This is a genomic window from Campylobacter sp. JMF_04 NA10, assembly GCF_027737655.1.
Classification (GTDB): domain Bacteria; phylum Campylobacterota; class Campylobacteria; order Campylobacterales; family Campylobacteraceae; genus Campylobacter_B.
On the sequence record NZ_JAOVTZ010000002.1, the window covers coordinates 1 to 15,561 of the forward strand.

Below are 15,561 nucleotides of genomic sequence, written 5' to 3' on the forward strand. Positions count from 1 at the left end.
AAATTTAGCCACTTCTAAGGTTTTACAGGGGTGGGGGTTGGTAAGGGGGAGGGTAGCGTCTCCTAAAAAGCGCGCCCTCCCCCTTACAGAGAATTTCAAAATTTCGCCTAAAATTTAAAAAATAATTCAATGCTAAATTTAGGTTGAATTTTGCTTTAAATTTTACTGGATTGACTTCGCCTACGGCTCGTCCAAATGCCCTTCGCTTCGCTCGGGTCGCTACGCTCATTTTGCTTCGGCGATAAATCGCCTCACAATGACAATGGCGAGTATATTCCGGGACAGTATTTCACAATGGCAAATCAAACGATACGCCAAGAGCGGTAAAAGCCTAAATTCACTCTTTATTACAAAACGCAAAAATGAGCGTGCCTAGCGGGATTACGCTTACGCCAAGCATTAGTGCAAGCGGGTTTAAAAGTCCAAATTTAGCCAAAAGCCAAATTCCAAAAATTAGCGCAGCGTAAGATAAAATTTTAAATGGCGAAAAAAATGCGGTGGCAAAATTTGATTTGACCGCGCTTTTTTTGAGCTCGGCTAAATTTTCATCATCAAATTCATTATTAGCGATTTTGTCGTATTTGCCAGAGCGAATTTCATCTTCGAGGCGCAGTGCGTAGGCTCTGTGCGAAAAAAACACAACCGCAAGCGAGCAGAAAAATCCGAGTTGCGAACTAGCGAAAAATGGGGCAAATTTCGCCCCAAAAGCGCAAAGCAAACCCCCAAGCGCAAGGACTAGAAAATCAAAAATCAAGTAGATTTTTAAAATTTCTTTTTTCACTCTTTTTCGTCCCAATCATCATCGTCGAAATTCTCTTTTGCGGCCTTGTATTTGGGATCGTCTTCGAGCTCTTTGAGGCTTTCGTTTAGCCCCTTAAACGCCTTATAGACATTTAAAAACGCCGCAGCTATACCAAAGCACACGCAAACCCAAAATACGATTAATGAGCCGGTTAGGGATTTGAGCCACAGCCCAAGCCCCACGCCAATGGCGATTGCGACGACTATCGAAATCCCAAGGCTCACATCGTATGCGACCGGGACGACTTTATGCAGGTTTTTTGTGTATTTCATAACCTCGCCTTAAATTTCAAAATTTACAAATTTGCCATTGCTTCATCGGCCATTTTTATGGCAAAATCTATATCTTTTTTGCTCATTGCCTCGCAAATAAAGCCAGTTTCGAACTGACTTGGCGCCAAAAATACGCCCCGTTTTATCATTTCGCGGTGAAATTTCGCAAAACGCTTAGTGTCGGATTTGAGCGCGTCGTCGTAGTTATTCACCTCGTCTTCGGCGAAAAAATACCCAAACATACTTCCCACACACGCTGTTTGAAGAGCGATACCATGCTTTTTGGCGGCTTTGCTAAGGCCGTTTATGAAGCGTTTGGCGAGTGAATTTAAATCTTTGTATAAATTTTTCTTAGCATAAATTTTACTCAAACTCGCAATTCCAGCCGCCATTGCCACTGGGTTTCCACTTAGCGTGCCTGCTTGATAAACACCGCCAAGAGGGCTGATTAGATCCATGATTTCAGATTTTCCTGCAAAGGCTGCCACGCTCATACCACCACCGATTACCTTGCCAAAGGTTACGATATCACCAGCTATGCCATACACATCGTAGCTTCCGCGCGCACTAGCGCGAAATCCGCTCATTACCTCGTCCATGATTAGCACGATTTTTTTCTCGTCGCAAATTTTGCGAAGTTCGCTTAAAAATTCGGCTTTTGCAGGCACTAAGCCCATATTGCCAGCGATTGGTTCGATGATTATGGTGCCGATATCATTGGCTTTGACAATCGCTTTGACGCTTTGGATATCGTTATAAACAGCGACAAATGTGTTTTTGGCGATATCTTCTGGTACGCCAGCACTGCTTGAATATCCAAATGTAGTTGCTCCTGAACCTGCCTTGACCAAAAGCGAGTCGCTGTGTCCGTGGTAGCAACCAGCGAATTTTATTATGCCGTCTTTTCCGCTGTAAGCGCGCGCTAGGCGGATTGCGCTCATTGTGGCCTCTGTGCCACTGCTAGTGAAGCGAATTTTATCCAAAAACGGAAATTTATCTAAAACAAGCTTAGCAAGTTTCGTTTCTAGCGGGCTTGGTGCGCCAAAACTTAGTCCAAATTTCGCCGCATCGCAAACCGCTTTTTGGATATCTTTATCAGCGTGTCCGAAAATCAGCGGACCCCAACTTTGCACGAAATCAAGGTATTTTCTGCCCTCGACATCGTAGATATATGCGCCTTTGCCCTTTTTTACCATAAATGGCTCGCCACCTACGCTTCCAAATGCGCGAACAGGCGAATCAACGCCACCTGGGATAAATTTCATAGCCTTTGCAAATTCAGTTTTGTTTGTCATTTTCGTCCTTTTTTTGGGTTTGATTTTTGGCTTTTAAATATTTGTAAATAATGATAATTTCATCTTTTGTAAGAAAATAGCTTGGCATAATGTCCTTGCTAGCGCCGATTCCGTCGGCTAATTCTTGCAGTGAAAGGGTGTTGATTTTGGGTGCGAAAAGGGATTTTTCGTAGTAGGTTTCATTTGAGCGATTAAATTCCTCGTATTTTGCGATGAGCTGTCCCTCGCCACGCTCGCCGTGGCACTTATCACAGCCTATTCCACGGGGGTTTTGATAGAGCATGGCTCCGTATTCTTCATCTGTGATGAAGCTCTCTGCACACAAACAAACACCGAAAAATGCTAGTAAAAATATTAAATTTCGCATAAACTCACTTTTTAAAAAATTTTGCAATCATATATCAAATCGCCTTAAAATTTAGAGTAAAATTTCACTCATATTATCAAAATAAAAGATATTTGTCTCATTTTCTCTGCGGTATTTAAAGGCTAAACCATGCGATTTGGCGATATTATCGACGATGTATAGCCCAAGACCGAAGCTTTGTTTGGCGTTTGAGCCCTTGGAAAATGCCTCTTTGTAATGCTCGAAATCCTGCTCTAATTCGGGCGAATTGCTGATGAAATCGAAGGTTGCTCCGACATTTATGATGACATGGCGGTCGGTGGAGTATTTGATTGCGTTGTCGATTAGATTTTTCACAGCGATTGAAAACAGCTTCAAATCTACATTAAATTTCAAATCCTCTGGCGCATTTATGGTTACTAAATTTTCGCCTATCATTGCGATTTTTAGGGCTTCGTTTATGATTTCTTTGGCTGAGTAAATTCCACGCTCTCCAAGCGGAATCCCAGAAGTCGCCCTCTCGACTGCGGCAAATTCGTTAATCAAATCTTCTAGCCTTTCAAACACCGATAACAAGCGCTCTTGGTATTTGTTTTTTTCGATCATTTCGACGGTTATGCGACCTTTGGTAATGGGCGTTTTTAGCTCGTGCATGATATTTCGCAAAAACAGGTGGCGCGATTCGTTTAGTTTGTTGATCTGCGTAACTGCGCCGTAAAACGCGCGCGAAACCTCGGAGATTTCGTCCGTGCCTGTGGCGACATTTGCGATATTTAAATCGCCTGTGGCAAATTTATCGATTTGGCGTTTTAGCTTGCGAAGTGGTTTGATTTTGCGTATAATAAAAATGTATGCGAGCAAAATAATCGCCAAAATTCCGCCATAAATCGCCCTAAAAATATCGTAGCGATATGGTTGGTATTCTTTGTCATTTAAAATTCTAACCTCGTTTGCGTGGGTGATTTTGAGGTAGTGCTTGCGGTTATACATTATAATATCAGCCGAGCCGATATCAGCCGAAATACTATCTAAAATTTCGCCATTTTCGGTTAATTGCTTTATAAAATTTTCGTCATTAATGCTAGAAAATTCGAAATTTGCGATTTGTCTTTGGAATTCGTTTTGCGAGATGAGCCTGCTCATCTGGTATAGGTGCGAGCGCGCGACTATGGAATATTTTGTGTTTAGCTCTCTGGTGTAGTTTTGTTTATCATATCCGATAAGCCAAATGAGTGCGAGCGATACGCCAATCGTCGCAAGCGCGAAAATAAATGTAATGGTATAAAAAATCGAAGATCTAAATTTCATATTTAAATTTCAAAATTTATTGCACGAGCTTGTATCCCACGCCCCTGATTGCGTGGATATATTGCGGTGTCTTGGAGGTTTCGCCAAGCTTGACCCTGATACGACCGACGATGACATCTATGCTTTTTGGCGAGGATTCTTCGCTGATTGAGGAGCTGTTGTAAATGAGCTCTTCGCGTGTGATTGCTCCGCCTTCTTTTTTGACTAGATATGAGAGGACATCGTATTCAGCGACTGTCAGCGATAGAGGCTGACCTTTAAAGGTGATAATGTGCGAAAAATCATCTACCACGATGTCTTTGTTGGTTTTTTCACCGGCTTGTTTGATCGAGCCTGTGTTGTAGCGCTCGACATGGCGTTTTATGCGGGCTAGAAGCTCTTGGGGGTTGTATGGTTTTGGTAGATAATCATCTGCGCCGAAATCAAAGGCATTGATTTTATCGGTCAAATCGTGGCGCGCACTAGAAATGATAATCGGTAAATTCGAGGTTTTGCGGATTTCTTTGCAGACTTCAAGCCCGTCCATACCAGGAAGCGTTAGGTCTAAAATCACGAGGTTGAAATTTTCTAATTTAAGCTTCGAAAGTCCGATAAACGGGTCATCTGCGACGGTAATGTCGATTTCGTATTGTTCTAAGTATTCGCTTAAAATTTCAGCCAGCTCCAAATCATCTTCTATCATCAAAATTTTTGTCATATTTTTACCTTAAATTTAAAATTTTGGGCGCATTATATCAAATTTAAGATTATAAAAAATTTTAGCGCCTAAATTTGTGTAAATTTGGGAAAAAATGAAAAATTTATTTTTCAAATAGTGTGAAAATGGGCAAAATTTTGCTAAATTTCGTGAAATTTTGCCAAATTTGGCGAAAAATTCGCAAAATTCTATTGAAATTTTTATCAAAGTATTGTAAAATGGTCGCCGTTACACTTTATCACAAAGGATACTCTATGAAAAAAGCTGATTTTATCAGTATTGTTGCTGAAAAAGCAGGACAAAGCAAAAAAGATACTACAGCAGTAGTAGATAAAGCTCTTGAAACAATTAAAGAGCTATTAGTTAAAGGCGATGAGATTAGTTTCATTGGCTTTGGTTCTTTTAGCATTGCTGAGCGTGCTGCTCGTGAAGGCAAAGTTCCTGGCACAAACAAAACTTACAAATCACCTGCTACAAAAGTAGTTAAATTTAAAGTTGGCAAACAACTTAAAGAGGCTGTTGCTGCTTCAAAAGCTAAAAAGAAAAAATAATTTTTCTTAACTCTTTAAGCCCCAAAATTTTGGGGCTTAATTTTATTTTAATCAAATTTTTGTATAATCTCGATTTTTAATTCAAGCCCAGGTGGTGAAATTGGTAGACGCACCAGACTCAAAATCTGGCGGAGGCAACTCCGTGCCGGTTCGATTCCGGCTCTGGGCACCACTAAAATCCTTTAAAATTTTGACTTTTTCCCCTAAATTTCAACTTGATATAACATTTTTTATACTATCATACGCAATATTATTTTTACAAAAAGGTGTTTTAGTATGATACACAAAATTCTCATAGCAAATCGCGGTGAAATCGCGGTTAGGGTTATTAGAGCATGTAGAGATTTGCACATAAAAAGTATAGCGATTTACACCGAGCCTGACAAAGACTGCTTGCATGTTAAAATTGCTGATGAGGCTTATGAAGTCGGCACAGAGCCACTTACTGGGTATTTGGACGCCAAAAAAATCGTAGAAATAGCCAAAGCAAGCGGTGCGGACGCTATCCACCCTGGATATGGATTTTTGAGTGAGAATTATGATTTTGCAAAAGAGGTCGAGGATGCTGGGATTATCTTTATCGGTCCAAAACCAGAAGTTATCCGCAAAATGGGTAATAAAAATATCGCTCGCTATTTAATGCGCAAAAATGGTATTCCTATCGTGCCAGGCACCGAAAAATTAAACAACGAATCAATGGAAACTATCAAAGAATACGCCCGCAAAATCGGCTATCCGGTGATTTTGAAATCAAGCGGCGGTGGCGGAGGGCGTGGAATCCGTGAAGTTTGGAGCGAAGAGGATATGGAAGCGGCCTTTGAATCCTGCACCAGAGAGGCGAAGGCGTATTTTAACAACGATGAAGTTTTTATGGAAAAACTCGTCGTCAATCCACGCCATATCGAGTTTCAAATCATCGGCGATAATTACGGCAACATTATCCACCTTTGCGAGCGCGACTGCTCAATCCAACGCCGTCACCAAAAAATCATCGAAATCGCCCCGTGCCCGTCGATTAGCGAGCATTTGCGCAAAACCATGGGTATCACCGCAGTAGCCGCGGCTAAGGCTGTGAATTACTCAAATGTCGGCACTGTGGAGTTTTTGCTCGATGATTACAACAACTTCTATTTTATGGAGATGAATACCAGAATCCAAGTCGAGCACGGAATCACCGAGGAAATCACCGGCGTGGATATCGTCGTGCGCCAGATTCGTATCGCAAATGGCGAAATTTTAGAGCTCGAACAAAGCGATATCAAACCGCGCGGTTACGCGATTGAGGCGAGAATTACAGCCGAAAATGTATGGAAAAATTTCACCCCAGCACCTGGCAAAGTCGAGGATTATTACCCAGCTTTGGGACCTAGCGTGCGCGTGGATAGCCATATTTACAAAGGCTATAAAATTCCGCCATTTTATGACTCGCTTTTAGCTAAACTCATTATCAAAACGACAGATTATGACTTGGCGGTAAATAAGCTAGAAAGGGCATTGAAGGAGTTCCGCATAGAGGGTGTGCGCACGATAATCCCATTTTTGCTCTCGATTAGCAAATCGCGTGAGTTTAGACTAGGATTTTTCGATACGAGCTATGTCGAGAAAAATTTGGACAAAATTTTGGCAAACACCAAGGACGATTTCGATACGAAAAAAACCGAAGTCGTCGCTGCAATCGCTTCTGCTATGCGAGAAGCCGAAATTTAGGGAGCGAAAATGGATTTTTTAGAATCGCTAAATAGCATAAAAAAAGATATGATTAAAGAGGAAAAGGCGAAAAATCCACCCAAACCTAAGCCAAAACCAAACCCAAATCGCGATGAATTTAAAGATATTTTCAAAGATGAGGATTTGGCTGATGAGAGCGTGAGTGCGCGCGAAAATCGGCTAAAAGACGAGTTTTTGAAATATATCGAAAACGCAAATATTAGAAAAATTTAATGCTTGAAATTCCATTTTGCACGCTCGATTTTCCCTGCCCGTATTTGCAGGGAAAATCAGCTAGAAATGAATACATTTTTGTCAAAAATGCTTCGTATTCTTATAATTCAAATTTGGTCACTCACGGATACAGACGCTTTGGGAATTACTTCCAAAAGCCCATTTGTGCGGGTTGCGATGAGTGCAAAAGCCTGAGAGTAGATGCGAGAAATTTCAAATTTTCCAAATCACACCGCAGAGTTTATAAAAAAAACGAAAAAACCACTCTTGGCTTTTCAGCGCCGATTTTAGACGGCGAGCATTTGGAGCTTTTCGAAATTTATCACAACTATATGAGCGAAAAAAAGGGTTGGCCGCGCCAAAATATCACGCCTGAGAAATACTATGAAATTTATGTGGAGGGATATGGAAATTTTGGCAAGGAAATTTCGTATTACGATGAGTTTGACAGGCTGATTTGCGTCGATTTGATCGACATTGTCGAAGACGGGATAAGCTCGATTTATTGCTATTACGATCCATACAGAAGCGATCTTAGCCTTGGGAAATTTTCGCTTTTAAAGCAGATTGAAATCGCGAAAAAATTTAATCTGCGCTGGATATATTTGGGTTATGCAGTGCGTGAGTGTCCGAGCCTAAAATACAAATTCGACTACCAGCCATATCAAATTTTATCCAGCTATACAGACCCGCAGGAGCCTAGTCTATGGGAGTAGGGCAGGGCATGTTTTGCTATACTTTATTATTTTTAAAATTTTAAATTGATATGGCTTTTGATAATAATTGTTAAATATTTAGTTTAAATTTATTAAATTTTTGATAATATCTATCTTTTATTTTAATAATGGATATTATCATCGTGTTAAAAACTAGTAATCTAAATTACCAAATACAAAATAAAAAAATTTTAAATAATATAAATTTAGAGTTTGCAAAGGGCGAATTTTACGCTCTCGTGGGACACAATGGCTCTGGCAAATCTACGCTTATCAAGCTTTTAGCCGCACAAATCAAAAATCAAAGTGGCGAAATTTCGCTAAATGGCAAGAAAATCGAAGATTACGCAAAAAAAGAATTTGCCAAAAGTGTTGCTTATTTGCCCCAAATTTTACCAGACGCTTCTCATTTGACGGGCTTGGAGCTAGTTATGGCGGGCAGATATGCGCACGGGGGCAGGTATTTTACGGACAAAGAAAACGACGCCAAAATCGCTACCGAGTGCCTACAAATCACAGATACGCTCAAATTCAAAGACCAGATCGTCTCCACGCTAAGTGGCGGCGAGAAATCGCGCATTTTCCTAGCCATGCTACTCGCGCAAGAAAGCGATTTTTTGCTACTTGACGAGCCATTAGCACCCCTAGATATCGCGCACCAGCTAAGCGTCATGGCGTTAATCAAAAAAATGGCAAAAGAGCTTGGCAAATGCGTCATCATCGTGATTCACGACATAAATTTAGCCTGTTCGCACTGCGATAAAATCATCGCGCTAAAAGGCGGCGAGCTGATACTAAACTGCCCATCTAGCGAGGCTATGAGCGCAGAAAAAATCAAAGAAATTTACGGCGTAAATGCCCATATAATCGCGCACCCAAAGACAAATTTATTAACGGCGATGTTTTAATGAGAGCGATTATTTTTTTGCTGATTTTTTTCGGCGCAGTATTTGGCGATACTAAACCGCGTATAATCACGCTAGATTGGGGCGTGGCGGAGATTTTGGAGTTTTTAGAAGTTGATCCAATCGCGATGGCAGAAAAGCAGAGTTACATGCTATGGGGTGGTGGGCTAAAAAATAGTGCAAATACCCTAGATTTGGGGCTTAGAAACCAGCCGAGTTTGGAGATGATAATAGCTTTGAAGCCTGATTTTGTGCTTTTGCCATCGTTTTTTGCGGGGCACGAAAAAACCATTTCAAAATACGCCAAAACCCGTATTATCGATGTTTATAAAGACGGAAATTTGGAAGACAACCTAAACGAGGCTGTTTTGGAAGTGGCGAAAATTTTGGATTGCGAAGAGAGGGCGAAAATTTTACTTGCCAAAAACAACGAATTTTTCGAAAAAAAGAAAAAAGAGCTAGAAAATTTCACCACGCCTGTTTTAGTCGTGCAGTTTATCGACGCGGCTCACATTAGGATTTATGGCGCAAACAGCCTGTATGGCGTGGTTTTGGCTAAACTTGGGATTACAAATTTGGCTCCAAGTAATTTATCATATAATCTCTGGGGTATCGCGAGTGCTCATGTAAGCGCACTTTATGAGGTGGGGCATGGCGCAAAGCTCGTTATAATCGAGCCAAACAGGGTTGATATAAACTCGCAAATCGCTTCAAACGGGATTTATAAAAATTTGCAAATTTTGCAAAACCGCGCGCAAATAGAGGCTGTGTGGAGCGCTGGTGCGTGGATAAGTATGCAAAAATTTGCAAATTTGCTGAGTGAAATTTTGAAAAATGAGGCAAATTTGGCAAATTCCAAAATTTCGCAAAATTTAGAAATTTCGCCAAATTCGCCAAATTCTAAAATTTCGCAAAAGAGCGCAAATGAATAAAACTCTACCAATCTTAACGCTCATTTTTGCGATACTCTGCGCCATTTCACTTCTTGGCGCACACGCAAATTTAGGCGAAATTCGCACCCTTGTGGTGCTAAATTCCACCCTGCCACGCATTTTGACGGCTCTTCTTTGCGGTGCGTTGCTTTCGCTTTCATCGCTTTTGCTCTGCGCTATTACGCACAATCCATTAGCGAGTGATAGCACCAGTGGCGTAAGCGCGTCAAGCGCCTTTGGGGTGCTGTTTTTGGGGCTGTTCGCGCCCGTGCTTGGCACCACGCTAAGTGCGTTTGTGGGCGCGCTCATCGGACTTGGGCTTTTGTTTGCGCTCACAAATACGCGCGAGTTTAGCGCATTTAGCGCGACGCTGTGCGGTCTAATCATAGGGCTAGTCTTTGGCGCACTAAGCGCGCTACTTTTGATTTTTTTCAAAGATGAAAGCTATTTTATCACGGTTTGGCTAAGTGGCGATTTAGCCCAAAACGGCTACGCGAATTTGCGCACAATGGCGATTTTATCGCTTCCAGCCCTAGTTGTAACGCTAGCTTTTGCGCGTTCGTTTTGGCTCTTTGGGCTTGGCGATAGCACGGCAAAATCGCTTGGGCTAAATGTCGTTTTGGTACGAATTATAGGCTTTGTGCTGGGTGCGTATTTTACAGCTGTGGCGGTGGCGCATTGCGGGATTATTGCATTTGTGGGGCTTGGGGCGAGTTATCTCGCAAATCAGCTGAAATTTAGCTCGTTTGTCAAAAAAGCGATTTTTTGCGCCATTTTGGGGGCTTTGATTTTAGGCATTTGCGATAGCGGACTTATAATCTTGCAAAATTTAACCCAAATTTCGCTTCCTGCGGGTGCAATCTGCGCATTTTTGGGTGCGCCGATGTTTTTGTGGCTCATACACTGCGCCACAAAGGACGCAAACGCAGGAAACGGCGCCAAAAACGAAATTCACGAAAGGGCAAAGTATTTAAATTTGCCACTTCTTGGTGGAATTTTGGCTGTTTTTGTGGCGTTTTGTCTATTTTATGGCGAATTCTCGCGCGAAATTTTCGCTCTGCGCATAAACCGCGTTTTTACAGCCTTGTTTTGTGGCGGAATTTTGGCTGTTTGTGGCTATATTTTACAGAGCCTAACCCGCAACGACATGGCCTCGCCCGAGCTTCTTGGCATTAGTTCTGGCGTGAGCCTTGGCGTGCTTGCTTCGATGTTTTTCGCACCTGCGCTTGGCTTTGTTTTTGGTGTATTTGGGGCGTTGGTGGTTTTGGGCTTTATTTTGGCGATAAATGCGAGAAGTGGCATGATCCCAATGCGCGTGATTTTAAGCGCGATTGCGGTGAGTGCCTTTGTGAGCGCGGTGGAGAAAATTTTGCTTTTTAGTGGGGATAGCAGGATTTATGATTTTATCTCATACAGCGCTGGAAGCACCTACGGTGCGAGTTTTTCGCAAGTTTTGCTTTTGGCGATGCTTTGCGTGATTGGCTTTGGCGTGGTGATGAGATTTCAAAGAGAAATTACGATTTTAGGCCTAGGCGATGTGTGCGCTAGTAGCGTGGGCGTGGATATTTTCAGATTTAAAACCATTTTGTTTGTATTTTGCGCCGTTTTGTCGGCTTTTAGCGCACTTTGCGTGGGGCCAGTGAGTTTTGTGGGGCTTATCGCACCACATTTGGCGAAATTTTTGGGCTTTCGCAAAACGGGCGCTGGGCTCATGGCAAGTGCGCTAATCGGGGCTTTGATAATGAGCGTGGCGGATTTTTTGGGTAGGAATTTGATTTTTCCTTACGAAATACCTTGTGGCGTGGTCGCTACGATAATCGGAAGCCTTTATTTTTTATGGATTGCAAGAAAAATTTAATAAATTTTAATCAAAGGAGCATTTATGCAAAAAATTTTTGGTAGCGCGTTTGCGCTTAGTTTGTGTGCGGCGGCTGTTTTGGCGCAGGAAGTCTCTGAGAGGGCAAACGAGGCACAGGTTTTAGACGAAATCGCCGTGGTAGGCTCGGTAGGCAAGGGTAGTGGCAAGGTCGATTTCATGAGTGCTGGAAGCTCATCTGTAATCGAGAGCAAAAAAGCAATCGAAGAGCGTGGAGCGACACAGCTAGACGAGGCCGTAAAATACGAGGCTGGTTTCATTGGACAGCCTTATGGCGCGGATTTGGATACTAGCGACTGGCTTAGACTTCGTGGGTTTGAAGCTAGTGTGAGTTTGGACGGCGCTAGTGCGTATAAGGGCGGATATTTTGGTATCAGCCCTGATTTATACGGATATGAGAGTATCGAGGTGGTAAAGGGCGCAAACTCGCTACTTTATGGCTCATCATACGCTGGTGGCGTGATAAATCTAGTTTCCAAACGCCCAACTCTCACCCCACAAGGCGAAATCGGCGCGAAATTTGGCTCAAATCACCTGCGTGGGGTCTTTTTCGATGTCAGCGATGAATTTAGCGAAAATGTGAAATTTCGCATTGTAAGCGATTATGAGAAAAAGCGTGGCGACATAAACTACACATGGAACGAGCATTTTTTCATCGCGCCTTCAATTTTGTTTTTGCTAGGCGATGATACACAGCTCACACTTCTATCTAGCTTCACGCATGACGCAGGCACTGGAAGCAACGGGTTTTTCCCTTATGTAGGCACGATGATACCTGGCGCGCAGGGCAAAATTTCGCCAAGTGCGAATTTGGGCGCATTAAACGATAGCCTATCACGCGATCAAATTTCAGTTGGATACGAGTTAGCGCATAGCTTTAACGATAAGCTAAAATTCGAATCAAGCTATAAATTTAACCGCGAAAACAAAGACCAAATCGGCGCAAGTGTCGAGTATAATATGATAAACGATACCGATATCGCGCAGGATTTGCTCTTTGTCGATGCGAGTGTGAATTCGCATATATTCGATAACCGTATAAGCTACGAAGACGAGTGGGGAAGTGTGAAAAACCGCCTAACTTTGGGCGTGGATTACAGAGATATCCGCGCTAGGGGGCAGTATTTTTACAACTACTTCGTAGGCACTATAAATGTCTATAACCCAGTGCGCACCCGCCTAACGGCAAATCCGGCGCTGTCGTTTTCAAATCCAAATTATGACTTGGATCAAAGCCAGCTTGGGTTTTATTTAAATGATAAAATTGAGCTTTATGAGAAGCTAAATTTGACCCTTGGAGTGCGCCATGACAAGGCAAAAGCCACGCTAAATGGTGATAAAAGCTACGACACGGACGAAACCACATATCAGGCTGGGATTTTATACGCGTTTGATAGCGGATTTATGCCGTATTTCAACTACTCCGAGTCTTTTATGCCGCAATCTGGCCGCACGAGTTCGGGCGAGTTTTACAAGCCAACCACGGCTAGACAATACGAAGCGGGTGTGAAATATCTGCCTAGCTTCATAGACGGCGAATTTAGCCTAGCGTATTTTGACATAGAGCAGAGAAATGTCCCATACACCGATGGTTCTAGCTTTTCAAGTCAGGCTGGAAAGCAGGTAGCCAAAGGCGTGGAGCTTGGTGCAAATGTGAATTTAAGCGAAAATTTAAACCTAATCGCCGCTTACACGCACTACAACGAAGCTAAAATCAATGTCGATGGCTTTGACTACATGACGCCAACGCCACTAATCCCAAAAGATATGCTCTCTGGCTTTTTGGTATATTCTATGGATTTAGGAGGCGGACATGGGCTCAAAATGGGTGCTGGCGTGCGCTATGTGGGCAAAAGCAAGAGCGAGAGCAGCGCATGGACATCGCCTCGCCACGACGCTGTGAGTGTGCCGTCACACACGCTAATTGACGCTATGGCGGAGTATTCGTATAAGGACTTTTCGCTTCGTCTAAATGCGACAAATATCGCTGATAAGGAGTATGTCGCAGGGTGCAACTACTGGTGCTATTACGGCGAGGGCGCGAAGGTAACACTAACCGCGAAGTATAGTTGGTAAAATTTTAATTAAAATTTTATGTATAAAATTTCGCAAAATTATAAGTATAATTTTGCGAAATTTTGAATTTTTGCCAAATTTCGTTAGGTTGAAATTTGGCAAATTTTATTAAAATTTTGGGGTTTAAATTTGGTGAAATTTGTCCAAAATTTGTTAAAGTTTATTCGATTTACTCTATGATTTCGCTATCAAATTTAAAATTATCGCCAAGATAGTATTTTCGCACATTTTCGTCGTTTGCGACCTGCTTAGCTGTGCCGCTAGTGAGCAACTCGCCGTCTTTTATGACATAAGCTCTATCGCAAATCGCCAAAGTTTCGCGGACATTGTGGTCGGTTATCAAAATCCCGATGTCAAGCTCTTTTAGACTTCGCACGATGTTTTGTATGTCGCTAACAGCGATAGGATCGACACCTGCAAATGGCTCATCAAGCAAGAGAAATTTCGGCGTTATCATTAGGCTTCGCGCGATTTCGCAACGCCTTCTTTCGCCACCGCTTAGACTCACCCCTTTTCGCTCTCTTATTGGCTCGATATTTAGCAGATTTAGCATTTCATCGACTTTTTCGGCTGCGATTTTTTTGTCTTTGTAGGTGATTTCAGCGGCAAGCATTAAATTTTCTTCCACGCTTAAATCCTTAAAAACGCTACTTTCTTGGGGCAGGTATCCGATGCCAAGCTTGGCGCGTTTGTGAAGCGGGACATTGCTAATGTCCTTAAAATCGAGCAAAATCTCGCCACTCGTGCTAGAAATCAGCCCGCAAATCATATAAAATGTCGTGGTTTTGCCTGCGCCATTTGGACCTAGCAAGCCCACGACTTCGCCGTTTTCGACCTCTAATGAAACGCCCTTGATTATCGGGGTGCCTTTGATAGTCTTTTTCAAATCTTTTACTTCTAATCTATGCATAAACTACCTCGTATTCGCGTTTGTCGCCCATGACCTTGATATTTACCGCGCAACAATCCAGCTCATATTTTTCAATAAATTTTATCAGATTTTCGTCCGCCCACTCGATGATATGAAGCCCGTCTTCGAATAAATTTTCGATTAAGCCATTGTTCATCATCGCCTCGCTACCGCCATTATACAGGTCGTAGTGGTAAATTTGGCCGTAATTTTGCATGAGTGAAAATGTCGGCGAACTCACAGCGGCTGGATCTATGCCGTGTGATAGCGCGATAGCCTTCGTTAGCGTGGTTTTGCCACTTGCTAGCGTGCCATTTAGCAAAATCACTCCACTGCGCGGCAAAATTTCAGCGATTTGCGAAATTTCGCTCTCACCAAGCGCGAGTTTAAAGCTCTTTGACATATTTTTCTTGCTCACTTTTTGGCGTGTTTTTGGCGGCAGGAAAGCCCAGAACTTGATAGCTTTTATCTTTTTCTAAAAATTTAATGGTGATTATATCGCCGATTTTTAGGATTTTGCTAGCTTTTGCCACTGCGCCGTTGATATAGACTACGCCACTTTTGCACATATCCTCGCTTATAGCGCGCCTTTTTGTGATATTTACTGAATTTAAAAATTTATCGACTCTCATGGGCGGGATTGTAGCCAAATTCGCCTTAAAATTTGGAAATTTATGCGAATTTAAAATTTTATAATTAATCAAAAATTTTACTACTATGAATTTGTTTTATCAATTTTGTTATAAAGCATAAAATTCATAAATTTTAAAATTTTAAACGAAAATAAAACAATAAATTCTCACAAAATTTTTAATAAATTTTCCTTAAAATTTTATAAAAACTTCGATAAAAACGAAGTATAATCGCTATTACATTTTATTGATAAAAATTTTCAATATATTTTAAGTTGATAATGAATATAATTTTGTCACGA

The 15,561-nt window shown here is 42.0% G+C and carries 17 protein-coding genes and 1 tRNA gene; 9 read left to right on the plus strand and 9 right to left on the minus strand.

Annotated elements, in window-relative coordinates; all coding sequences use genetic code 11:
- Positions 1 to 337: 337 nt before the first annotated feature.
- The 6 genes from OFO12_RS02935 to OFO12_RS02960 are packed head-to-tail and all read right to left on the minus strand — an operon-like array spanning position 338 to position 4,720.
- Positions 338 to 781, minus strand: a complete 444-nt coding sequence (locus OFO12_RS02935) for a hypothetical protein (RefSeq protein WP_270869404.1) — start codon at positions 779 to 781, stop codon at positions 338 to 340.
- On the minus strand, positions 778 to 1,074 hold the full coding sequence (locus OFO12_RS02940) for an AtpZ/AtpI family protein (protein ID WP_270859456.1): 297 nt from the start codon (positions 1,072 to 1,074) through the stop codon (positions 778 to 780). The genes OFO12_RS02935 and OFO12_RS02940 overlap by 4 nt, the downstream gene beginning before the upstream one ends.
- Positions 1,075 to 1,097: 23 nt before the next feature.
- Entirely contained in the window at positions 1,098 to 2,369 is a 1,272-nt protein-coding gene (gene hemL, locus OFO12_RS02945) for a glutamate-1-semialdehyde 2,1-aminomutase (RefSeq protein ID WP_270869405.1), read from the minus strand.
- Positions 2,353 to 2,736: a c-type cytochrome gene (locus OFO12_RS02950; protein WP_270864475.1), complete on the minus strand. Its 384-nt coding sequence runs from the start codon at positions 2,734 to 2,736 to the stop codon at positions 2,353 to 2,355. The genes hemL and OFO12_RS02950 overlap by 17 nt, the downstream gene beginning before the upstream one ends.
- A 51-nt stretch (positions 2,737 to 2,787) precedes the next feature.
- The gene (locus OFO12_RS02955; protein ID WP_270869406.1) at positions 2,788 to 4,023 is read right to left on the minus strand and encodes an ArsS family sensor histidine kinase; all 1,236 of its coding nucleotides are present in this window, start codon (positions 4,021 to 4,023) and stop codon (positions 2,788 to 2,790) included.
- A gap of 16 nt (positions 4,024 to 4,039) precedes the next feature.
- Positions 4,040 to 4,720 (minus strand): response regulator transcription factor, encoded by a 681-nt coding sequence (locus tag OFO12_RS02960; RefSeq protein WP_270862425.1) that lies wholly within the window; start codon positions 4,718 to 4,720, stop codon positions 4,040 to 4,042.
- A 254-nt stretch (positions 4,721 to 4,974) separates the two neighbouring features.
- On the opposite strand from OFO12_RS02960, the gene OFO12_RS02965 reads away from it, so the two are divergent.
- The 9 genes from OFO12_RS02965 to OFO12_RS03005 all read left to right on the plus strand — a co-directional run bounded on the left by OFO12_RS02965 (position 4,975) and on the right by OFO12_RS03005 (position 13,717).
- Positions 4,975 to 5,271: an HU family DNA-binding protein gene (locus OFO12_RS02965; RefSeq protein ID WP_270859461.1), complete on the plus strand. Its 297-nt coding sequence runs from the start codon at positions 4,975 to 4,977 to the stop codon at positions 5,269 to 5,271.
- A gap of 85 nt (positions 5,272 to 5,356) precedes the next feature.
- Positions 5,357 to 5,443: transfer RNA gene (locus OFO12_RS02970), tRNA-Leu, on the plus strand.
- A 104-nt stretch (positions 5,444 to 5,547) separates the two neighbouring features.
- Entirely contained in the window at positions 5,548 to 6,978 is a 1,431-nt protein-coding gene (locus OFO12_RS02975; RefSeq protein ID WP_270862426.1) for an acetyl-CoA carboxylase subunit A, read from the plus strand.
- Between the two features lie 9 nt (positions 6,979 to 6,987).
- Positions 6,988 to 7,212: a hypothetical protein gene (locus OFO12_RS02980; RefSeq protein WP_270866195.1), complete on the plus strand. Its 225-nt coding sequence runs from the start codon at positions 6,988 to 6,990 to the stop codon at positions 7,210 to 7,212.
- On the plus strand, positions 7,212 to 7,928 hold the full coding sequence (locus OFO12_RS02985) for an arginyltransferase (protein WP_270859464.1): 717 nt from the start codon (positions 7,212 to 7,214) through the stop codon (positions 7,926 to 7,928). Before OFO12_RS02980 ends, OFO12_RS02985 begins: the two co-directional genes overlap by 1 nt.
- Positions 7,929 to 8,056: 128 nt before the next feature.
- Positions 8,057 to 8,836, plus strand: coding sequence for an ABC transporter ATP-binding protein (locus OFO12_RS02990; RefSeq protein WP_270869407.1), 780 nt, complete (start codon positions 8,057 to 8,059; stop codon positions 8,834 to 8,836).
- Positions 8,836 to 9,765, plus strand: a complete 930-nt coding sequence (locus tag OFO12_RS02995) for an ABC transporter substrate-binding protein (protein WP_270869408.1) — start codon at positions 8,836 to 8,838, stop codon at positions 9,763 to 9,765. The genes OFO12_RS02990 and OFO12_RS02995 overlap by 1 nt, the downstream gene beginning before the upstream one ends.
- Positions 9,758 to 11,623 carry an iron ABC transporter permease gene (locus OFO12_RS03000; RefSeq protein WP_270869409.1) on the plus strand — a complete coding sequence of 622 codons (1,866 nt, stop codon included), beginning with the start codon at positions 9,758 to 9,760 and terminating at the stop codon, positions 11,621 to 11,623. Before OFO12_RS02995 ends, OFO12_RS03000 begins: the two co-directional genes overlap by 8 nt.
- Positions 11,624 to 11,647: 24 nt before the next feature.
- The gene (locus OFO12_RS03005) at positions 11,648 to 13,717 is read left to right on the plus strand and encodes a TonB-dependent siderophore receptor (RefSeq protein ID WP_270869410.1); all 2,070 of its coding nucleotides are present in this window, start codon (positions 11,648 to 11,650) and stop codon (positions 13,715 to 13,717) included.
- Between the two features lie 169 nt (positions 13,718 to 13,886).
- On the opposite strand, the gene lptB is transcribed toward OFO12_RS03005, so the two are convergent.
- From lptB to OFO12_RS03020, 3 genes are read right to left on the minus strand one after another with little or no spacing between them, the layout of a single operon-like run.
- Complete coding sequence (lptB, locus tag OFO12_RS03010) at positions 13,887 to 14,627, minus strand: LPS export ABC transporter ATP-binding protein (protein ID WP_270869411.1); 741 nt, start codon at positions 14,625 to 14,627, stop codon at positions 13,887 to 13,889.
- Positions 14,620 to 15,030 carry a tRNA (adenosine(37)-N6)-threonylcarbamoyltransferase complex ATPase subunit type 1 TsaE gene (gene tsaE, locus OFO12_RS03015; protein ID WP_270869412.1) on the minus strand — a complete coding sequence of 137 codons (411 nt, stop codon included), beginning with the start codon at positions 15,028 to 15,030 and terminating at the stop codon, positions 14,620 to 14,622. Before tsaE ends, lptB begins: the two co-directional genes overlap by 8 nt.
- Positions 15,014 to 15,259 (minus strand): RNA-binding S4 domain-containing protein, encoded by a 246-nt coding sequence (locus OFO12_RS03020; protein WP_270869682.1) that lies wholly within the window; start codon positions 15,257 to 15,259, stop codon positions 15,014 to 15,016. The genes tsaE and OFO12_RS03020 overlap by 17 nt, the downstream gene beginning before the upstream one ends.
- Positions 15,260 to 15,561: the final 302 nt, after the last annotated feature.